Origin of the sequence: Paenibacillus mesophilus (assembly GCF_005938385.1) — a bacterium.
In the GTDB taxonomy this organism is placed as follows: Bacteria; Bacillota; Bacilli; order Paenibacillales; family NBRC-103111; genus Paenibacillus_AB; species Paenibacillus_AB mesophilus.
The window spans coordinates 20,052-41,069 of sequence record NZ_VCRA01000025.1 but is presented as its reverse complement, the minus strand read 5'-3'; the positions used below and the strand labels follow the sequence as shown (position 1 = coordinate 41,069).

At 54.6% G+C, this 21,018-nt stretch carries 15 protein-coding genes and 1 other annotated feature; of the genes, 7 read left to right on the top strand and 8 right to left on the bottom strand.

Going from position 1 to position 21,018, the window contains the following annotated elements:
- Positions 1 to 13: 13 nt before the first annotated feature.
- Both FE783_RS29285 and FE783_RS29280 read right to left on the bottom strand, forming a co-directional pair.
- A complete protein-coding gene (locus FE783_RS29285) occupies positions 14 to 1,363 on the bottom strand; it encodes an extracellular solute-binding protein (protein WP_158302095.1) in 1,350 nt (449 codons plus the stop codon).
- 169 nt (positions 1,364 to 1,532) lie between these two features.
- Positions 1,533 to 1,871 carry a winged helix-turn-helix transcriptional regulator gene (locus FE783_RS29280; RefSeq protein ID WP_138882941.1) on the bottom strand — a complete coding sequence of 113 codons (339 nt, stop codon included), beginning with the start codon at positions 1,869 to 1,871 and terminating at the stop codon, positions 1,533 to 1,535.
- A gap of 177 nt (positions 1,872 to 2,048) precedes the next feature.
- Between FE783_RS29280 and FE783_RS29275 the strand changes: the two genes are divergently transcribed.
- The 3 genes from FE783_RS29275 (at position 2,049) to FE783_RS29265 (ending at position 5,388) form a co-directional block, all read left to right on the top strand.
- The gene (locus tag FE783_RS29275) at positions 2,049 to 3,257 is read left to right on the top strand and encodes an MFS transporter (protein WP_138882940.1); all 1,209 of its coding nucleotides are present in this window, start codon (positions 2,049 to 2,051) and stop codon (positions 3,255 to 3,257) included.
- Between the two features lie 45 nt (positions 3,258 to 3,302).
- On the top strand, positions 3,303 to 4,145 hold the full coding sequence (locus FE783_RS29270; protein WP_138882939.1) for an aldo/keto reductase: 843 nt from the start codon (positions 3,303 to 3,305) through the stop codon (positions 4,143 to 4,145).
- Between the two features lie 178 nt (positions 4,146 to 4,323).
- Complete coding sequence (locus FE783_RS29265; RefSeq protein WP_138882938.1) at positions 4,324 to 5,388, top strand: Gfo/Idh/MocA family protein; 1,065 nt, start codon at positions 4,324 to 4,326, stop codon at positions 5,386 to 5,388.
- Between the two features lie 99 nt (positions 5,389 to 5,487).
- Here FE783_RS29265 and FE783_RS29260 read toward each other — a convergent pair whose 3' ends face one another.
- Positions 5,488 to 9,174 carry a hypothetical protein gene (locus tag FE783_RS29260; protein WP_138882937.1) on the bottom strand — a complete coding sequence of 1,229 codons (3,687 nt, stop codon included), beginning with the start codon at positions 9,172 to 9,174 and terminating at the stop codon, positions 5,488 to 5,490.
- Between the two features lie 473 nt (positions 9,175 to 9,647).
- Here FE783_RS29260 and FE783_RS29255 point away from each other — a divergent pair, with 473 nt between their 5' ends.
- Positions 9,648 to 11,021, top strand: coding sequence for an extracellular solute-binding protein (locus FE783_RS29255; RefSeq protein ID WP_138882936.1), 1,374 nt, complete (start codon positions 9,648 to 9,650; stop codon positions 11,019 to 11,021).
- Positions 11,022 to 11,359: 338 nt separating this feature from the next.
- On the opposite strand, the gene FE783_RS29250 is transcribed toward FE783_RS29255, so the two are convergent.
- From FE783_RS29250 to FE783_RS29240, 3 genes are all read right to left on the bottom strand, one after another.
- A complete protein-coding gene (locus FE783_RS29250; protein WP_138882935.1) occupies positions 11,360 to 12,283 on the bottom strand; it encodes a hypothetical protein in 924 nt (307 codons plus the stop codon).
- 211 nt (positions 12,284 to 12,494) lie between these two features.
- Positions 12,495 to 13,916, bottom strand: a complete 1,422-nt coding sequence (locus FE783_RS29245; protein WP_138882934.1) for an MBOAT family O-acyltransferase — start codon at positions 13,914 to 13,916, stop codon at positions 12,495 to 12,497.
- A gap of 26 nt (positions 13,917 to 13,942) precedes the next feature.
- Complete coding sequence (locus FE783_RS29240) at positions 13,943 to 15,037, bottom strand: hypothetical protein (protein ID WP_138882933.1); 1,095 nt, start codon at positions 15,035 to 15,037, stop codon at positions 13,943 to 13,945.
- A 441-nt stretch (positions 15,038 to 15,478) separates the two neighbouring features.
- Positions 15,479 to 15,796, top strand: a binding site (T-box leader).
- A gap of 162 nt (positions 15,797 to 15,958) precedes the next feature.
- On the opposite strand from FE783_RS29240, the gene trpS reads away from it, so the two are divergent.
- Entirely contained in the window at positions 15,959 to 16,984 is a 1,026-nt protein-coding gene (gene trpS / locus FE783_RS29230; protein ID WP_138882931.1) for a tryptophan--tRNA ligase, read from the top strand.
- A 17-nt stretch (positions 16,985 to 17,001) separates the two neighbouring features.
- Here trpS and thpR read toward each other — a convergent pair whose 3' ends face one another.
- Positions 17,002 to 17,598 (bottom strand): RNA 2',3'-cyclic phosphodiesterase, encoded by a 597-nt coding sequence (gene thpR / locus FE783_RS29225; RefSeq protein ID WP_138882930.1) that lies wholly within the window; start codon positions 17,596 to 17,598, stop codon positions 17,002 to 17,004.
- 166 nt (positions 17,599 to 17,764) lie between these two features.
- On the opposite strand from thpR, the gene serC reads away from it, so the two are divergent.
- Positions 17,765 to 18,853 carry a 3-phosphoserine/phosphohydroxythreonine transaminase gene (gene serC / locus FE783_RS29220; protein ID WP_138882929.1) on the top strand — a complete coding sequence of 363 codons (1,089 nt, stop codon included), beginning with the start codon at positions 17,765 to 17,767 and terminating at the stop codon, positions 18,851 to 18,853.
- Between the two features lie 64 nt (positions 18,854 to 18,917).
- Here serC and FE783_RS29215 read toward each other — a convergent pair whose 3' ends face one another.
- Positions 18,918 to 19,817: a helix-turn-helix transcriptional regulator gene (locus FE783_RS29215; protein ID WP_138882928.1), complete on the bottom strand. Its 900-nt coding sequence runs from the start codon at positions 19,815 to 19,817 to the stop codon at positions 18,918 to 18,920.
- Positions 19,818 to 19,967: 150 nt separating this feature from the next.
- Here FE783_RS29215 and FE783_RS29210 point away from each other — a divergent pair, with 150 nt between their 5' ends.
- Entirely contained in the window at positions 19,968 to 20,963 is a 996-nt protein-coding gene (locus tag FE783_RS29210; protein ID WP_138882927.1) for an MraY family glycosyltransferase, read from the top strand.
- Positions 20,964 to 21,018 lie beyond the last annotated feature (55 nt).

Genomic DNA, 21,018 nt, shown 5'->3' with positions numbered 1-21,018 from the left:
GTTTTTGATGGGCTTATTGGCCGCCGTGTTCGGAAAGCTGTTTCTCCAGCTTTTGCAGGATAGGCTCCAGCGGTTCGAAGTGGGACCAATAAAGCTTCAGCTCCTGTCCCATCTGAATCAAATGATCGGCCGGCAGTTGGAGATCCGAGAAAAAATGAAAGGAAGGGATAATATCGCGAAACATAGGGTACCGATACGGACGGTTCGCGATCCGGTCCCCTTCGCCAGCTTGCTCGGCGGCGCGCTTTAGGGCGGGTATGCTCAACGTGTTTTGACGGATGAACAGCTGGGCTTGCCAGGACAGAAAAAAATCAATGAACAGCTTGGCCGCAAGCTTGTTTTCGGAAGCGGCGCTCAGCGCGAGGGCGATTGCTCCGACCAACGTTTTGGATTCACGGAAACGCGGAAGCGGCGCAATATCGTACACGAACGGAGCGTCCCGGAAATCGTTCAGGCTGTCATACGTGCACAAGATCATCGATACGTTCTGATTCAGAAACAGGGCGTGGACGTCCTGGTTGTTTTCCGACAAAAAGTTCGGGAACAGCTGCGGATCGCGGACGAGGCTCTTGCACAACTCCAGCGCTTCTTTCGCTTTCGGATCGTTCAGGCCATAGCCGCCCTGCTTGTCTCGCCGGAAGACAACGTTGTTTTGCAGAAGAAAGATCGGCCATCGGTTTGCAGACGGGAGATGAAAATAAAATCCGAACCGGCCGTTTCCGTTTGTAAGCGCTCTGCCCGCCTGGCGCAAATCTTCCCACGTCCAGCCGCTGTCCGGTTCCGGCAGCTCTTGCTCCAGAAAGTGCTCCCGGTTGTAGCAAAGAATGACCGGAGTGAAAACGAATGGCAGGGCAAATAGCTTCCCATCCCTTGCAAACGGCGTTTCAAGAAAAGGGTATATGCCGCCGACCGGTTCCAAAGGCTCTAATCGGACAGACCCGTCGACTGGATCGACAAAGTGCTCGAAATCATGCGCGTTGATTGTCAAAACGTCCAGTTGGTCCATGATCAGGCGATCTTCGTTCAGCGGCTTGCATTGATAAGAGATCGGAACGGCTTGAACCTGGATATTGGCATACTGCTTTTGGAAAGCCCCTATCATCTCCATCAAGTGAATTTCCTTGACCAGTTTGGGGGAATAGGCGAATTTCAAGACGACGGCATCGCTACGGGCGGTCCTAATGATACGCGCCCCGATTCTCGGGACTTTCTCGATATATCCTTCGTGAACGAGTACGTCCAACCCTTTGCGGACCGTATTTTTGCTAAGCTGAAACAATTTGCTTAATTCCAATTCGGGGGGGAGGTAATCGCCGACGCTTCTCATGCCGGTAATGATTTCTTCCTTCAATGTTTCGACCATTCGCTCCAGTCTCGTTCTCGAGCCGGACCGTTTCGAGCTTGGACCCACCATGATCACTCCGCACTTTCTGTTGCTGGTAGCTTCACTGGCTAATTATACTTGAACGGGGCCCGAATGTCATTGCGCTAGCGGCTTGTTTCCCCGCGTATTTTTCCCTATGGCCCGATCCTTATTCGGCTCTTCCCGACACAGCCGGTTCGACCGTTTGTTCGATATGCTTCTCGCCCCAAGAACACATCGCATCGAGAATCGGTTTCAGAGACCATCCGTAGTCGGTCAGCGAGTAGACGACTTTGGGCGGGACTTGATCGTAGATCGTCCGTTTTACGACTCCATCCTCTTCAAGCTCCCGTAATTGCTGGGTAAGCATTTTTTGGGTAATGTCCGGCATCAGCCTTTTCAATTCGCTCGTTCTTCGATCTCCTTTGTCCAAGAAGCATAAGATTACAACCTTCCACTTGCCGCCGATAACATCGAGCGTAGCTTCGACCGGTATGTTGTATCCCACACAAATACCTCCTTATCTTTATAGGGTACTTTTAAGTACCTATATCACTTTAAAGTACCTATATTACTTCAAAGTACGTACTTACTTTATCGATCGTATGGCTCTATACTAACACCCAGGCGGCAAATCAACAAGACTGCCGACATCCGAACATTGCTTCGAGGGAGGAGTTTATATATGAGCCATTCGACCATACAATCGGCTTCCCGGCCGAACGTGAAGGCCAGGACGGGAACTTGGGCGCTTCTTGCCCTAGCCATAAGCGCATTCGGCATCGGCACTACCGAATTTGTGCCCGTAGGTTTGCTTGCATCCATAGCAGGCGATTTAAATATCGGCATCACGCTCGCCGGTCTTTTGATTTCCGGCTATGCGATCGGAGTAGCGGTAGGAGCGCCTATTCTTACTGCGGTAACAAACCGGATAAATCGCAAATTGTTGCTAATGCTACTGATGGTTGTTTTCATTATCGGCAATACGGTTGCCGCACTTTCGACATCGTTCGAACTGTTGCTTGTCGCCCGTTTCATTACGGCCTTCTCGCACGGAGTTTTCTTCTCGATCGGATCGACTATAGCCGTGCAGCTCGTACCGGAGGAGAAAAAGGCCAGCGCTATTGCGCTTATGTTTACGGGCCTGACAATAGCTACCGTTACCGGCGTTCCGCTCGGGACGTATATCGGTCAAGCTTTCGGCTGGAGAGCGACGTTCTGGGGTGTAGCGCTGCTTGGCATCATTGCTATTATGGCCATCGGCATGCTTGTTCCGAACAATCTAAAACAATCGCCGCCAGCCAAATTCTCCGATATGCTCCGATTGGTTGCGAACCGCAGGCTGCTTCTCGGATTCGCGATAACGGCGCTCGGTTACGGAGGGACGTTCGTCGCCTTCACTTACTTGACTCCGATCCTGCAAGAGGTGATCAAGCTTAGCCCGAGTATGGTCGGAGTCGTCCTGCTCGTCTATGGGATCGCAGTCGCCATCGGCAACGAAATCGGGGGAAGATGGGCGAACCGCAACCCGGTACGCGCCTTATTCCGGATGTTTCTCATTCAAACCGCCGTACTTCTTGCGATGACCTTCATGCTTCCTTTCCAAGCGGCCGGATTGATCGCCGTATTTTTAATGGGTCTGTTCGCTTTCATGAACGTGCCCGGCCTTCAGCTGTTTATCGTGCAACTGGCCGAACGTTATTTTCCATCGGCCGTAGACGTCGCATCGGCGTTGAATATAGCGGCTTTCAACGTCGGCATTGCGATTGGGGCTGTGGTAGGGGGAACGGTAGTCGACTCCTTCGGACTCGTACACACGCCATGGGTCGGCGCGGTAATGGTTGCGGCAGCTGTCGTCCTTACCGGCGTTTCTGCCAAACTCGAGCGAAGATGATCGCGGAATGCAAACAAAAAATAATTAGATCTGGAGGATTATACCATGACTCAACATGTACAAAGCAGAACTGCACTTCATAACGGCGTACAAATGCCTTGGCTCGGACTCGGCGTTTTCAAAGTAGAGGAAGGCTCCGAACTCGTCGAAGCGATCAAATCGGCGGTAAAACACGGCTATCGCAGCATCGACACCGCCGCCATTTACGGAAATGAAAGCAGCGTGGGCCAAGGAATTCGAGAAGCTCTCGCCGGTCATAATCTGTCCCGTGAAGATCTCTTCGTGACTTCCAAAGTATGGAACGCCGACTTGGGCTACGAATCCGCACTGGCCGCCTACGAGACAAGCCTGAGCAAGCTGGGCTTGGACTATTTGGATCTGTACCTCATCCACTGGCCGGTGGCGGGCAAATATAAGGAAGCTTGGAGAGCTTTGGAAGCTCTGTACAAAGCGGGCCGGGTGAAAGCGATCGGCGTAAGCAATTTCCAGATTCATCATCTGGAAGATTTGATGAACGATGCCGAAATCAAACCGATGATCAACCAAGTCGAATTCCACCCCTTCTTGACGCAAAAGGAGCTGCTCCGCTATACGAAACAGCAAGGTATTCAGCTCGAAGCCTGGTCGCCGTTAATGCAGGGGCAGCTGCTGGACAACCCGGTGCTGAAAGAAATCGCCGTCAAGCACGGCAAATCGATTGCTCAAATTATTTTGCGCTGGGACTTGCAGCACGGAGTGATTACGATTCCGAAGTCGACGAAGGAAAGCCGGATTATCGAAAATGCGGATCTCTATGATTTCGAGCTGACGCAGGAAGAAATGGACCGGATCGACGCGCTCAACCAAAACCGCCGTGTCGGCCCCGACCCGGACAACTTCGATTTTTAAAGACTTCGCTTGGCCCCCAAGGCGCAACTGCCGTTGGGGGCTTTTTCATGTTCGACCTCCGATTCGCGTTGTGGAACCGGACTCCGAATTTTTCGAAAAAATTGAAAAAAAGTGTTGTTTATTTTGCCCGGGACGATACAATTAACTTGTTCACACGATATTTATGGAGGGATATACGGTGGGTAAAATAAAAGTCGCCATTATCGGGTGCGGCACGATCGCGAACGGCCAGCATATTAAAGCTTATTTGGCCAATCCTGACGCGGAGATCAAATATTTCTGCGACATTATCAAGGAGAGAGCCGATAAGGCCGTACAAGACTATGGCTGCGGTATCGCGGTGGAAGATTACCGCGTCATTCTGGAAGATCCCGAAGTCGAGGCGGTATCGATCTGCACGCCGAACAACGGACATGCCGCGATCTCGATCGACTGCCTGCGGGCCGGCAAACATGTATTGTGCGAAAAACCGGCCGCCAGAACGTACGCCGAGGCACTGGAGATGCAGAAGGTTCAGCACGAAACCGGCAAGGTGCTCAATATCGGCGTAGTCAACCGCTTTAATTCCGGCGTCAACATCATCAAGAAGATGATCGAGAACGGCGACCTGGGCGAGCTGTACCACGTCTATGTCAGCTTCCGCTCGCACCGTTCCATTCCGGGACTCGGCGGAGCTTTCACGACGAAAGCGATCGCCGGCGGCGGCGCGCTGATCGACTGGGGCGTTCATTACCTCGATATCGTCATGTACTGCTCTGGCGATCCGAAGCCGCTTACGGTTACCGGCGAAGCGTTCTGCAAACTGGGCAAAGACATGCCGAATTATACATACACCAGCATGTGGGCGGGACCTCCAAACTATGAAGGCACGTACGACGTGGACGATTCCGTTACCGCGCTGATCCGCACGGAAGGTCCGACGATTACGGTGAACGGGGCTTGGGCGCAAAACATCGGCGTCAGCGAGTCGTTTATCGATTTTATCGGCGACAAAGCGGGCATCCGTCTGCAGTACGGCAAAGAGTTCGTCATCTACAGCGCGAAAAACGGCGCTTTGCTCGAAACGACGCCGAAGTACTCCTCGGTGAACATGTTCCAGAACGAAATCGACAGCTTCCTGAACTGCATTCGGACGGGCGAGAAATCGCCGGCGCATATCGATTCCGTCATCAAATCGTCCCAGATCATTCAGGCGATCTACGATTCGTCCGACCTGCGCAAAGAAGTTTCGTTGAACTCTTAAGAAGAAAGTCATCTGCACCTCATTCTCTCTAGACTTTCTTGGTAGGAAAAGGCCGGTCCGAAACGACCGGCCTTTTCCTCTTCTATTTTTGCGCTATAGTTACAAATACCCCGCCAATCGGATCAAAAGATCCGCCTTCTCCTGCGTGAACGCCTTCCCGGCAAGCGCCCTCACTTCAAGCTCGAATGCTTTCATTGCGGCTTTCTTCGCATTCTCGTTGCCGTTCTCCTGCGCTTTCTGAGCGACCATCAGCTTGGCGCACAGCGATTTCTCGACCGAGTCAGGGCGCGAGGAGGCGAACTGCTCGGCCAGCTTGCATACGCTGTCGAATGTGACGGCGACGGTAAAGGCAAATTCGGCGGATGCCGCATTGCCGGCTTTATCTTTCGCTTGTACGTTCAGCTTATGGACACCTAGGTCCAGCATATAGGCAGGCTGCTGCATCAAGGGCGCCGTGCAAGGGTCGACAGCGAGACCCGAACCGAGATCGGTCGCGGTGCAGCCGATCGACGCTACTTGGTCTACCGTGTATGCAGCGGCCCCGGCAAAGCGGATTTGCGGAGCCGTCTTATCAAGACGTACGGTCAGTGCATGCGCCGGCTCCTCATTGCCTGCACGGTCCGTCGCCCCGTAGGTAACGGTCGTGACGCCCTCGGCCGTAATGGCGATTGCTGCGGCATTTCCACGCACCGTAACAGGTGCCGAGGGTTGTGCTCCGTATGCGGAATACGTTACGCTCACAACTCCGCTGCCTGCCGATCCGTCCGTCGCCGTAATCCGAACGACCGCGTCCGTGTTCAACCAGCCATATTCGTTCGGCTGAGGCGTAATGACCGCCTCGGAGCGGGGTTTTTCGGAATCCGCGTTGCGAACCGTAATTTTGTGCAGGAGCGTTTTGTTCCCGTAGGGTGAATAATACAGGTTGCCGTCTTCGCCGAGCGCGAACGCCTCGGAATCGCCGAAATAGCGGGACTCCAGCGTAATCGGATCGATAACCGCCAGCCGGCGGCCGAGCGCCGCGTACAGGAGGCCGTCCTCCGACCATTCGGTTTTGTAGGAGCCCCATTGGCCCCAACTGCCGTCCTGCGGGAACACATTTTTCGATTTGATCACTTTCAGATTGCCCGGATCGACCGCGAAAATATAACCGTTCACGCCGCCCCACAGCAAGCCGTCCGGCCCGATGCTTAAGCCCCCGATCGCCGGCGGCTTGTTCAGCCCCGGAATATCCAGCTTGAATTCCGTTACTTTCCGAGCCGTTGCCGCGTCCCAGACAAACAGCTTCGCTTCTTCGGTCGTCGGCTGGGAGCTGAGTCCCCCATTGATCGATGTCGATCCGTAAATTTTGCCGTCCTTGTATGCGAGCGAAATAATGCTTTGATCCTGAACGATATTCCGGTACACCTTGAACGATTGGGCCGGATCGGTCACTGCGGGATCGTAGACCGTAATCGCCCCGCCAAGCTGCCCGTAGTCGGGAATCGAAGCCACATAAATTTTATTGCCGCCTACGACGCCTTGGCCCGGCCGGTCTTGGTCATCCCCGAAATTGAACAGCGTTTTCGGATTCGTTGCACTCGGCGCGATGGCCGGATCGTAAACCCGGAACAGCGCTTTCGGGTAAGAGCCGAAATAAATTTTGCCTCCGTAAGGCGTAATGCTCCCCGCCTGTCCCATGCTGAGCAGCTTCGTTTGTCCGGTGTAGACGTCGTATTCGGCCGCTCTTGACGCCTGCATGCCCGAAATGTAAATTTTGCCGTTCGGTCCTTTTTCGAAAGTATGGGTAATGGACGGCGAAGGAGGCAGCAGGTTCGGATAAGATTTTACCGTCGTAGTCTGCGGGTTGAAGAAGTGAACGCCGCCGCTGAAGTCCATGCTCGCTATGCTTTTGCCGGGCAAATCCGGATCGTCCACCTCGACCCAATCCGCACCCCGGAACCCTGTGCCGAACTTCATGCCGGAATCCTCGACGGCATACGTGTTGACGTCGAACGTTCTGATTTTTTTGTCGGCCGGAAAGTATACTTTGCCGTTCAGCGACTTCTTGGCGATGTGCAGTCCGGAAGAGCTGTTCTCGATGACGAGGTCGAGCCACTGGCCGGTTTCGATGTTGTAAATGTATCGTTTCTGGGATGTGTCGAACCGGGCGATGACGAATTTGTCGTCGACGACGTCAATATCGTAGCAGTATCCCGCTTCATTCAAAGGAGCTCCGATCTCGACCTTCTCGCCGGTGTCCACGTTGAGCTTATAGATTTTGGCGAGCGATGTGCCGACGTACACGTAGCCGTTGCTGTAGGCGATCGATCTGGCGTATTCTTGGCCGATCAAGCCCATCAGTCTGCCGTAGTCTCTGCCCTTCTGCGTGACGGGATCGTATTGGAGCACTTTGCCGCCCGGTCCCGTGGCGATGTACACCTTCCCCGCCGCATCGATATCTATCGCCCAGAACACGTTCTCCCCGGGAAAGGTGAATACTTTGCGCGCCTGCTTCGTAACGGGCGAATAGGCCCACAGTTGTCCGCCGGCGGCCATATAGACCGTCCCGTCCGGAGCGACCCGATGGCTCCAAACATCTCCCGCATCATCGAGCGGAATGCTGCGAACAAGCTTGTAGTCGTCGATATCGATCTCATGGAACATTTGCGGAATGCCTTTGACGGTCGTGTACATGACGTTATGGCCGTCTTCCTTGCCGGCGGTTCCGTCGAAGAGCCCGATCGTATCCGCGATCGGAGCGCCAAGGTTCTCCGGAGCGCCGAACACTTTATCGGACAAGGCGGGCCAATGCCCGGTGCCGATCGTCATAAGGGAAACCCGGTCCCGCGCAACCGGATGGGTGCCGTTTAGGATGGACTCCTTGCCGATTCCGATCCACGTGTCACCTCCGTCGCCGATCACTTCGAACCGGACCTCGGCGATGTCCGTGTCGGCATTCAGCTTCACGTCAGTCGGTTGAACGGCATCGATTACGAGCGTACCGTCCAGCACGGACGGATTGACGGAAGCGCCCGCATTGGCGAAAGCTCCGGCCGCCTGTACTCCCGCGAATCGCAGCTTCTGCCGGTCATAGAACAGATGGGCGCTCGCTTTCGCGAGATTGTTCACTTCCGTCGCGCGCAGCATTACGGAGAGCGATTGGCCCGGCGCAACCGACGAAGGGCCGACAAGTCCCAGCACGGCCGGCATATCGTTGATTTCGTATGTAATGGACATGTCGTCGTAATAGGCGACGCCGATCGCGTAGGCCGTCGTATAGGCCATCAATCTGGCGTACTTGGCGTTCGCGGGAGCGACGAGAGCCGGAGTCGCGGCTTCCTTCCACTGATTGACCGGAAAGCCTTTGGACGTTTCGTTGTGAACCGGCGCCTCGGCGATCTGCTTGTCGCTTGCATCGTAGAAGCGCAAGTTCAAGCTGGCCGTGCTTCCGTTCTCGAGCAGCATCTTCGCTCTGCCCGTATAAGCGACTCCGGGGACGACGTTCAGCCGATCGCTGATAACGGCGACCGATTTGTCTCGGCGGGAATCGGCTATTTTCAAGCTGTGCGAGCCGGATGCGCTCTTCGCGTCCGTCCATTCGTAGCGGAAGTCGGTTCCCGTTTCGGCGAAAAAGGAAGTCCATCCCGGTATTTTGCCGCTTGCGGGCGGCTGCTCGAAGCCCGGATTAGCCAAGCTCAGAGTGGCGATCGCGGCATGGGCAGGCAGCGGGACGATCCACGTTGCGGCGGATAAGAAGACGATGAATGACAGCAGAAGCGCTAACGACGGTTTACTTTTTCCTTTCAATTCTCAATACCCCGTTTCTTTGAAAGTTTGGTCGGTCCCGGGTGCAAGTGCCGGATATTCGCGGCAGCGGCGAACGATGCGGATCGTGGACAATCCTCCTTTTTGACAATTTAATGTAAGCCCTTTCAAATGGGTCTGCTGATGGCCGGGTTCATGATGTGTTGATTCCCATCTGATACCGATACTATAGAAAAACTAGCCGGGGTGTCAAATCGGTGATGGTCCATATTCGATAAAATCAGTTATTATAGTATGAATAGAACATAAAATGGCTGCAGAAGACCGATATAGGTACAGATTGAACAAAATTTCGCAGGAATTCGCTGCAAAGTAAAAAAAGTTCATCATCCGCCGAAGAGTTGGATTCTATGTGATTCCTATAAGTGCGAATAACGTCTGCTGCATGCGCCGTTTATGGTATAATGGGATCATTCGAATGCGAGGATGACCAGAACCAGAAGGAGCAACCTATTATGGGCAACAAACCCGATCGCCTTACGTTTCAAAACCGGTTGGATGAAATCGTCACGGCCCTTCGCCGGGATATCGGCTCCGGCACGCGGAGGAACGGGGACTATTTGCCGTCCGAGCGGATGCTTGCGGAGCAGTTTCAGGCGAGCGTCAAGATGGTTCGCAGAGCGCTTCACATTCTCGTATCCGATGGACTCGTCGAGAAAGTTCCGCGTGTGGGGAATAGAATTACTGGAGCCTCCGGCCGGCAGACCGCATCCGTCAAATTGGGCTGCTACCCTTCGGTAATGGATAATGCCGGGTTCCGCGAATTGCTGAACCGCTTTCGGCAGACGCATCCGGATATACGCGTCGATACGTTGACCGTACCTTATGTGAACTATAAGCAAGCGATCGAGCTGTATATGGACAACGATATTTTGGATGCCGTCACGCTAAACGGCATGAATTTTCTCGAAATGGCGGAAGCGGACGCTCTCGAACGGTTCGAGCCGCTGTCCGTGCGAGCGGAATGTTACCCGTTTCTGAACCGCGCGTTTATACGGGACGGCCTGCTCTATGCGGCTCCGTTCGTGTTCTCTCCCGTTGTGTTGTGTTACAACAAAGATTTGTTCCGCGAGATGAGAATTCCGGAACCGGACAGCAGCTGGACTTGGGAGACGCTCATGGACGTTTCCTGCAAAATCAAACGGGAGCGCGACCTGTTCGGCTTTTACGCCCATATCTCGTCGGTGAACCGGTTCCCGATTTTTCTGATGCAGCAGCCGTTCCGCTTCGACAAAGACGATCCTTCCGCGGGGCTGGACGATCCGCGCTTATGGGAAAGCTTGCGCCGGTGCCGGGAGGTCATTTACCGCCAAGGCGGCGCTCCCGCTTTTTTGTCGGAGACGGACGCCGATGCGGAAACCGTTTTTGCCCAGCAAAAAGCGGCCATGATCATGACTACGTATTACAGTTTGAACCAGCTCGGCCGGGTGCCCTTCGAATACGATCTCGCGCCGCTGCCGCACGGACAGCTGGCCAAGACGCTGCTGCTCGTCACCGGCTTCGGCATCAATCGCGGTTCCGCCAACAAGGAGGCTGCCCGGATACTGGTCGATTTCTTGACGTCGGAGAGCTCCCAGACGCTCATGCGGCAGCATTCGTACGATATTCCGGCTCATAAGCTGGCCGCGGAACAATCGGGCGGCGAGACGCTGTTCCGCCCTTCCCGCTATTCGATGTACCGTGAAATCGTTCCTACGTTCGGAGGCCACGAGGATTTGAATTTGCCGATGGATGAGTTAGACACCCTCCGCAACGAACTGAGGATGTTTTGGGCGAATATGGAGGAGCCGGAGGAGGTCGTTCGGCGGTTGCGGGAAGCGTTTGTGTAGGGACGGGCTGTTGGGGAGGAGAAATGTTCCGGCGTTCTGTTTTCGCGCGAGCGGATCGGCGGAGCAAGGGCAACTGGCGTGCCTGTAGTCCGGAGTTGAGCGGGGCAGCTGCAACGCAACTGGAAAACATACATCTAATCGTGCTTCGGCAATCGAAAGAGGGGACTCTTACTGGAAAACCTGCATCTAATTTTGCAGAAACGGGCCATAAAGCGGCGAATGGTGCGGATTACATGCAGGTTTTCCAGTAAAAACATCCGGACGGCTCCTTTGTGCCGAAATAGCTGTACATTTTCCAGTAACGCGGGTGATTCAGGCACAATCGGAGGCTCGCCAATTTAAAAGTATAATGTCGACTGGGGCCCCTTCGTCAAATCGGCCAGCACGCCGTCTTTGCGCCAAAACTCGGTATCCCTTTCGCGGGCGATCAACGTACACAGGTAGTGCTTGGGGTTGTCCGTGTCCTGAACGGCATTCAGGATGGTGAAGCTTAGCGGAGGCGCTCCGTCGAAGTGCCCCGGGTTCGCTATCGCCTTTTTGCCGCTTTGTGGATGGGTCAGCACCGAATAAGGTGTGAATACCGTATGATCGGCGACGCCTTGGTATGCGCTAAACTCGACGTCCCCGGCGGAAGGGAATATAAGCAGCCGCTGCATCATTTTCTGCTCGCCGTCGTCGCCGCTTATTTGGTCGAACAGAACGAAATTGTCTTTGATTTGACGGCTTTTCTCATACGGATGCGAATGGGCGAGCGGAATCAGATGCTCCAGATACGGCCCCCAACTCACGCCTGTTTTGCCCCCGGAGATGATCACGACGTCCCCGCCCGCATCGGTTCTGTCCAAGCCCAGCCCCCATTCTTGGGAAAAAATTCTCGAAGGCGCCCTCTTGTAATAGTCCATCATCAGTTCATCCCCGCTTAAACCGTCCAACGCGCTCTTGTCCTGGGTCGTAATTCTTTGCATGAGGGCTCTCCCCTCGGCTTCCTTCATGCCGTCCTTGTAAAAGACGTTATCGTCTTTCTTGATCCCTTCAGGAATCTCTCGCTGGATAAGCCTGGAGGTTCCGGTGTGAGAGGTGAACATGCGCTGGACGGCGCGATTGCCGATTGTCCGCTGAAGCTGCATGATGTGCCGCGCCGTAGCCGGCGCGTAAGACAAAGAAGCGCCCGGGGTGGAAACGTTCTCGGCATTCTTCCGCGCCTCTTCAGGGGAAGGGCGGTTTGGGCGGGCTGCTGACCGTTTGGTAGCCGGATGCCGCATATTCGTTCGAACCTCCTCGGACCATTTTCCGATATCACCTAAAAATTAACATTCCTAACCGTATCGCGCAATCCTCCGAAAGACCGAACGAGACTGTACGTTCCGACATCTCCTGTGATAGTCGGCGATCTTCTAGTGTCAAATTTTTAGCTCGTCGGTCGAATAGTAGGCCGAACAACAAAACCGGCCCGATCGGCCGGCTTTTGCGCATTTAAAATTGGAAGTAGATGAACGTATTTTGCTCGCCCTTCAAGTAAAGGATGAGGATCGCCGCGATGGCGGTATACAGCACGGCACGGATCGGCGCCGGAAAGTATTTGTGCCACCAAACCGACAGCCCGGAGCGGTGCTTGTGCAGGAAGTGCTCGACGATATGCAGGGCGAACAGCAGGATGGCGATGCCCAAATAGACGCGTAAGCCCGCAAAATGGAACGCATCCGGCTTCAGCATCCGTCCGATCAGCGACAGGGCGTCATTCAAGCCGGTTACCCGGAACAGCACCCAGGCGATGCAGGTGATATGGAAGAAGACGACGATGGCGATAAACCGGTAAATCAGGCTTTTGTCGAGGAAGCCGAGTCCGAGCTTTTCTTTGACGATCAAATACAATTTGTGAACCGTGGCCAGCGCGCCGTAGAACATACCCCAAGCGACGAACGTCCAGGAAGCGCCGTGCCAGATGCCGGATATCGTCATCGCGATGAACAGGTTCGTATATTGCCGAACCTCGCCGTTGCGGGAGCCGCCGAGCGGGATGTAGATGTAGTCCTTGATCCAGTTGGACAGCGTAATGTGCCAGCGGCGCCAAAACTCGGTCGGATTCTGGCTCAAGTAAGGCGTACGGAAGTTGACCGCAAGCTCCATACCGAAAAAGTAAGCGATGCCGAGCGCCATCTCGCTGTATGCCGAGAAATCGAAAAAGATTTGAAAGGCGAACAAGTAAGCGGCAATCCAGCCCTCCGCGCCGGTCAGCGTGGCCGTTCGCGAAAAAAATTCGTCCACGTGAGGCGTCAAATAGTCCGCCAGCACGACTTTTTTGAATATGCCGAGCGTCAGGAAGAAAGCGCCGAGCCGGAAATTCGCGGTGCTGAAGCGGATTTTGAACAAATTATCGATTTGCGGCATAAATTCCTTGCCGCGCATTATTGGCCCGGCGACCAGGTGAGCGAAGAACGAGATGAACACCCAGAAATGAAACACCGATTGCGCCGGCTCCCATCTTTTCTTATAGACGTCTACCAAATAGGCGATCATCTGGAACGTATAGAACGAGATGCCGATCGGCAGCACGATTTTCAACAGAAATGCGTCGTCCGTCAGCAGCTTGACCGAGAACCAGCTTTCCGCCGAACGGATCAGGAACGTCGTATATTTAAAGAAAATCAGGTTGGCCACGTTGATGACGATCGAGAACCAGAGGAAGAAGCGGCTGTAAGGCCCTCTCAGCCCTTTGGAGCAATAGTACGTGAAAGCCGTCATCGCCAGGAATAGAAGCAGGTTGCCTACTCCGGCGACGACGTAGAAGATCATGTTCGCTATGGTCAAGATCGGAATTCGCCAGCGCGGGAACGCGTAGAAAAAAACAAGCGAGACGATCATTAGAGCGATAAACTCGGGAGTGTGGAAGAGCATCGTCGTTCTCCTATCCGATCAAAAGTCTATTTCTGCAAATACGGCCACAATAGATCGGCAAGCAAAGCGTTGCCTTCCGGTGTCATGTGGGTATGGTCGGAGAAATAATCTCCCGGAATGACCCCTTCCAAATTCACGTAAGTGACGGGTTTGGACGCCATCATCCGGTCGATAGCCGCAAGATTGGCTTTGTAGCCGGGCTTCTGCACCGATTCCTTCATCAGATCGTGGTTCGTGCCGCTAAGGATGACCCATGTTTTCTTGCCTTCTTGATGGGCCACTATTTTGTTCAGGAAGTAAACGTCCCAGTTGGTCTCCGAAAGATCGAACGGCTCGTCCGTAAAGCTTGCGATCAGCTGTGGATCATGCAGAAGATCGTCGAAGTTCAACCCTATCGACTCCTGCCATTCCTTCTTGATATACCAAGCGCGCGAATCGTCCAGCGCATCGTCGGGAATCTCCTGCTTGCGCACATTCGTGAGCCAGAAGTTATACATATGCTTGCGGAAGTAATCCTTATAGCGCATCAGGGACAGATGGGGGAGCCAATCCTCGTGCAGAGCGCGCTTGAAATACTCGTAAGGGTTGTCCGGCGCCTTGAAGCCCGCGCTCGTAAGCTGCGGCAGCGCGTGCTTGTAAGCGGCATGATCGAGCTTGCGCAAATCCTCCGCGAGCCAAAACACGGCCGGCGGGGTAGGATCCCTCGGGATGAAGGACGCATAGCGGATGTTGAACAGCAGTCTGTCGCTCGAAATGCCGAACTTGTCCAGCTTCAGCAGCATCGTGTAGAAGTCGCCGATCTGCATCGCCGGAAACGCCAAATTATAAATGACCGGGGCTCCCGGCTTTTGCTGCAAAAAAACGTTGACAGGCTGATCGGAATTGCCCGGGCTTCCATACAAAATCGAATCGCCGAGGATGACGATATAATCTTGCCGATTGTTGCTGTCGATATCTCTTTTTATCTGCTGCAGCACCGAATCGACGTCGTGCATGTTGCTGTTGTCCAGCATCAAGGTATAGTCCATCCGGTTATGGTATACGTCGGATAGCGAGAAGGCGTAAGGGAACAGAAATTGAACGGCTATGAGAAAAACGATGACGTATTTGACGGATTTCATGTAGTTTGGTTTCACCCGTTTCCAAATTCAATAGTACTATTGTGTCCGAACATTGATTAGACGTCAACTATCGTTGAAAAGTTTTGGTTAAAGTCGCAATTTGGAAAAAAAAGGCGGGGAATCGAAAGCGATTGCGCCACCGTTCGACATGATTCCGGGAAAGGGAGCCTCAAGGGCAACATTAATTCTGCGACGCCTGCGTCGATTTCTCTCTCTCTCCCTTTTAAAGGCTAATGCGATTTGCTCTACTACGCATGCCGGCCAAGTATGGACATGAGAGAAAATAAAGTACAAATGTACCTTATCTTTGCCAATAGATCTAAAATCCGAACGCTAAGGGCGGTCGAAAGCGGTTGCGCCGCCGTTCCGGAAAATGAGTCCAAAGCAATCCTTGCCGGAATATGCAGCCTTACTGTATAATGATTTCCATTATTCCATATTCGATGTGCGATGAAGAAGAGGAGTACGCATGCTGGAAGCGTCAGAGAGCCGGTGGATGGTGCGAACCGGTGCGGACGGCATGCCGAATGGACTTCCGAGCAACCGGACCGAAACGTTCCGCTATACGGCAGCTTATGCCGTACGGGACAGGTAGGCTCTGGCGGGAACGCCTGCCCGATATCCGCAGGCACGGTATCGACAACGCATCGGTGCGCCGCTTCGGCGCTAAAGCATGGTGACGCTGCTCCGTATCGCAAAAGCGAGTTTGCCGCAGGGCAAACTAATTGAAGGTGGCACCGCGGGCTTTCCGTCCTTTTGTACAGGGACGGGAGGCTCTTTTTGTTTTCTTCGCGGGAAATAGGGGACTAAGGGAGGTGGTCGCTATGAGCGATGGTTGGTGGCGGAATACGTATGCAAGTCCAACAGCAATGTACAAAAGCCGCAAATGCGGAAGAGGCATATTCAATTGGAGGGATTTCCATGACTAGGTTACATGAAGAAGCGAAGCGCGATCACCGTCCCGGATTAATATCGGGCATCCGTCCGACGGGAGAGCTGCACGTCGGCAATTACTATGGAGCGTTGAAGGGGCTCGTCGATCTGCAAGAGCGTTACGACGCCCGCTACTTTATCGCGGACATTCATTCGCTTACGACGCATCCGAAGCCGGACGATTTGCGGGGCTATGTGATCGCTACGGCGCGCAACTATTTGGCCGGAGGGCTCGATCCCGAGCGGTGCACGCTGTATGTGCAATCGTCGGTTGCCGCCGAAATATGCGAGCTACACACTTATTTGAGCATGGTCATGCCGCTCGGGGAGCTGATGCGGGTGCCGACGTTCAAGGAAAAGGCGAAGCGTCATCCGGACAACGTCAACTACGGGCTGGTCGGCTATCCGGTATTGATGGCGGCGGATATTTTGCTGTTCAAGGCCCAGACGGTCGTGGTCGGCGAAGACCAGCTCGTTCATTTGGAAATCGCGCGAACGATCGCGAGGCGGTTCAATCAGCTGTACGGCGAAGTTTTTCCCGAGCCGCAGCCGCTGATCGACAATGCGGCCAGGATTCCTTCCTTGTCGGGAGCGGGGAAGATGAGCAAGTCGGACGGGGCGGCCGCTTATATTAGCCTGAAGGACGACGAGCGGGCGGTGGAGGAGAAAATACGGAAGGCGGTGTCCGACCCTTTGCGGGTATACCGCGACCAGCCCGGGCATCCGACGGCGGAAGGCTGCAACGTGTACCATCTGCACACGTTTTTCACCGGAGAAGCGGAGCGGCGGGACATCGCCGATCAGTGCCGCGGAGCCCGAATCGGCTGCGTCGAATGCAAGCGGAAACTCGCGGGGAGCATGAGCGACATCGTGGAGCCTTTCCGGCGGCGACGCGAACGACTGAGCGAGGCGGATACGGTCGACATGCTGCGGATCGGTCGGGATAAGGCGAAGGCGTCCGCGCAGCAGGTTATCGCCGAGGTGCGCCGGGCGATGGGACTGCAAATGCTGTAGCGGTTTGCGGGGGGCTCTCATCCCCCCGCATGGAATACGATGGTGCGGATCGGTTCGTACATCGGCGTCCGTCCGAAATGGCTGCGGTACAGCACAAGGCGGTCGGCCGTCCATTCGAGCGGGGTATCTTCTTCGGGACGAAATAAGCCGGCCAGCGCGTCTTTGCGTGCCGGTTCGGTTCCCGAATATTGGCGGGCCAAAGTGATATGAGGAGAGTACGGCCGGTTCTCGGGCTCGTATCCGAGCCCGGCCAGCTCGCTCTCGACATCGGCTTGAAGCGATTTCAGCGGCTGCAGCTTGCCTCCGAGACCGGCCCATAGGACGCGGGGAGCTTGCGGTGCGCCGAACGTGCCTGCGCCGGACAGCTGCAGCGCGAACGGATTGCTCCGGGCGGCGATGCGCGCAAGCGCCGTTTCGATGGCGGGAACCGCGGACGGAGCGACTTCTCCGATGAATTTCAGCGTAATGTGCAGATCGTCGGGGTGGACCCACTTTTTGAACGGTAGCTGCCGTTTCAGGCCGTTCACGGTCGCCCCGGCCTTCGCTTTCAGCTCGGCGGGAATTGGCACCGCGACGAACAGTCTAGGCTGCTCGGACGTAGTCGGCTGTGTCATAAGACATCATCTCCTTTCGAGCACTATATTACCGTTTTTGTATGAAAACTCCAAATCGGTGATTAATTTTGGACAACTTTCGGACAAATTGTCCGGTTGTATTGAACGACTTGCGGAATACTGCTATCATATCGATATTAAACAAACGGAGAAGGTGTGGTAACCAGTGACGAAACGGGCTTACAACTTTAACGCCGGACCGGCCGCGCTGCCGCTTGAGGTGCTTCAGCAGGCGCAGGAAGAGTTCGTCGATTTTCACGGAATCGGCATGTCGATCATGGAAATTTCCCATCGGAGCAAAGAGTACGAGCAGGTGAACGACGAAGCGCAATCGCTCGTCAAGGAGCTGCTCGGCGTGCCGGCCGGGTATCAGGTGCTGTTTCTGCAAGGCGGCGCCAGCACGCAGTTCGCGATGATTCCGATGAATTTGCTGAAGCAGGGGCAGACGGCGGGATACGTCCTGACCGGAAGCTGGGCGGATAAAGCGATCAAGGAAGCGCAGGGCATCGGGGAAACGTATGTCGCCGCGAGTGGTCAAGCGAGCGGGTTCCGGCGCATTCCGGCCCCGAACGAGGTCGAGGTGCGTCCGGACGCGGCTTACATTCATGTCACGTCCAACGAGACGATTGCCGGCTCCCAGTATGCCGCTTACCCGGATACGGGTGCGATTCCGCTGATCGGAGACTTGTCGAGCGACATTATGTGCCGTCCGACGGACGTGTCCAAGTTCGCGCTCATCTACGCGGGCGCCCAGAAAAATTTGGGGCCGTCCGGCGTCACGGTCGCCATCGTCCGCGACGACTTGCTGCAGAACGAAGCGAAGCACCTGCCTACGATGCTTCGTTACGTGACGCATTCGAAGACAAAGTCGCTGTACAATACGCCTCCGGTTTATTCCGTTTACATCATGAACCTCGTCTTGAAGTGGATTAAAGGATTCGGCGGACTCGAGGCGATGGAGCGGTTCAACCGGGACAAGACGAAGCTGATCTACGACGCAATTGACGGCAGCGGCGGTTTCTATCAAGGGCTTGTCGAGGCGGACAGCCGTTCTCTGATGAACATTACGTTCGCAATCGGCAACGAAGAGCTGGAGAAGAAGTTCATTCAAGAATCCGAGAAGCAGGGCTTCATCGGATTGAAAGGTCACCGCGACGTCGGTCATATGCGGGCGTCCACCTATAATGCGGTTCCATACGAAAGCTGCAAGGCGTTGGCCGATTTCATGAACGATTTCCGGCAGCGCAACGGATAATACGGCAAAAAGGACCGGGGTGCCTATACAGGCGCTTCCAGTCCTTTTTGTGTATCGGGAGAGGTCATGGCGAGATGACCGGCCGGTTATGCGACATCCGATAATCGGACGGGGACATGCTGTAATGTTCGCGGAATACCCGCGCAAACGTACGGTAATTGTCGTAGCCGACCTCCAAACAAATATCGGAGATGGACATCTCGCTTGACCTTAGCAAAGTAGTGGCGCGGGAAATGCGCAATTCATGCATATAATCGCCCACGGTCTTGCCGGTATGCTCCTTGAACATCCGGCTGATATAGGACGCATGCATGCTGAAATGCGACGAAACGGAGTTCAGCGTAATCGGCTCGTTATAATGCAAATGAATATACCGCAGTATGTTCCATACGCGCAAATTCGGATGATTTTGTCGAACGGTTGCGGGCTCGCCGCCTTCGACCATAGCTCTGAGCAGCAAGGTTACGATCTCGATCAGCTTGCCGCGCAGCACGGCGTCCCTTCCCATGTGCGACGTTTTGTATTCCTTGACGATTTGGCCTATCAGGCTTGTAACCGCGTTCAAACGCTCGCCTTCGAAATGGTGGAACGAAGGCAGCTCCGAGCCGATTTTGTGAATCCACCGGTTCATATAGTCTTCGTACGGATTGCCGAACAAGATATTGAGGTCGAACATGCAGCTGTACAGCTTGATCGGACTTGCGCTGCTGCTCGTAAGCTCGTGAATGTGATGGGGAAGCAGCAAAGACATCGTGCCGCGCCGCATTTCGTGGGTGAGCCCGTTGATCGACTCGGTTCCGGTTCCTTCCATGACGAAGGAAAGCTCGGCGAAATCGTGGAAGTGCATCGGGTAATGCGCCCCGGGTTCGTTGTACGAAATGTAGAAGGGAAGCAGACCTTTTTGCTGGCCGACCAGGAACCGGTCGTCGGTTTTGGCGTCCTGATACTGCGGGAAGAGCGCCATTGGTTATTCCTCCTTGCTCCGATAACGATATCGCGTCACAAGTATTCAACGGTGTGATTATAACATACAAGTGTTCCCGACAGGGCGAAAATGATATGAATTTTATGCGGGACGAATTGAACCGAACTCCACCCTACACCGTCAAAACCTATGAACCCAAATTCCAGCCATGTCGGAGGGATTGTTATCTTTTATTTGCTGTCATTCATCGTTGCTTTTGCAATCGTTTACGTACTCATTCCGCCGCTTCGCAAGCTAGCCTTCCGCATCGATTTCGTGGACAAGCCCCGCGAAGACAGCGAGCGCAAAATTCATCGGGAGCCGATCCCGCTGACGGCCGGCATCGCGATTTTCATCGGCTTCGTCTTCACGTTTCTGCTGTTCGCTCATAAGGAGACGAGCCAGACCGTCGCCATCTTGGCCGGATCGTTCATGGTGCTCGTCATCGGCACGATCGACGACTGGTACAAGACGCACCGCAAAGAATTTCCGGCAATGCCGAAATTTCTCGTGCAGGTAGCGGCCGCGTACTTGGTGTACAAGTCCGGCATCGTGTTCTACGGCTTCTCCAATCCGTTCACGGGCCAAGAGGTGCTGCTCCCGGAATGGCTGCAGCTCGTTCTGACGGTCACGTGGATTTTCGGCGTGACGACCGTCATCAATTTCTCCGACGGCATGGACGGCTTGGCCGGAGGCTTGTCCGCGATTTCCGCGGGCACGCTGTTTATCGTCGCCTTGGCCAAGGGCCAATCAAGCTCGGCGATGATGGCGATCATCGTAGTGGCGATCGCGATCGCCTATCTCCGCTACAACAAAGCTCCGGCCAAAGTGTTCATGGGCGATGCGGGGGCGACGTTTTTCGGCTTCCTGCTCGGCGTCATCGCGCTCGACGGCGCGTTCAAGCAGGCGACGCTGCTGTCGCTCTTCATCCCGATTTTGGCGCTCGGCGTGCCGATCTTCGACAACCTGTTCGTCGTATTCCGCAGGCTGCGTCAGGGCAAGCCGATTTATCAGGCCGATGCGAGCCAGGCGCATTACAGGCTGCTGTCGACCGGCATGAAGCCGAAGCAGGTCGTCGCTTTTCTGTGGCTCGTCAATGTATGTCTCAGCATGATGTCGATCATTTTGCTGCTGTTGAACGTGTAGGAAACGCAAAATCGGGCCTCCCGGATAAGGGAGGCCCGAAAGGCAGGTGAAAAAG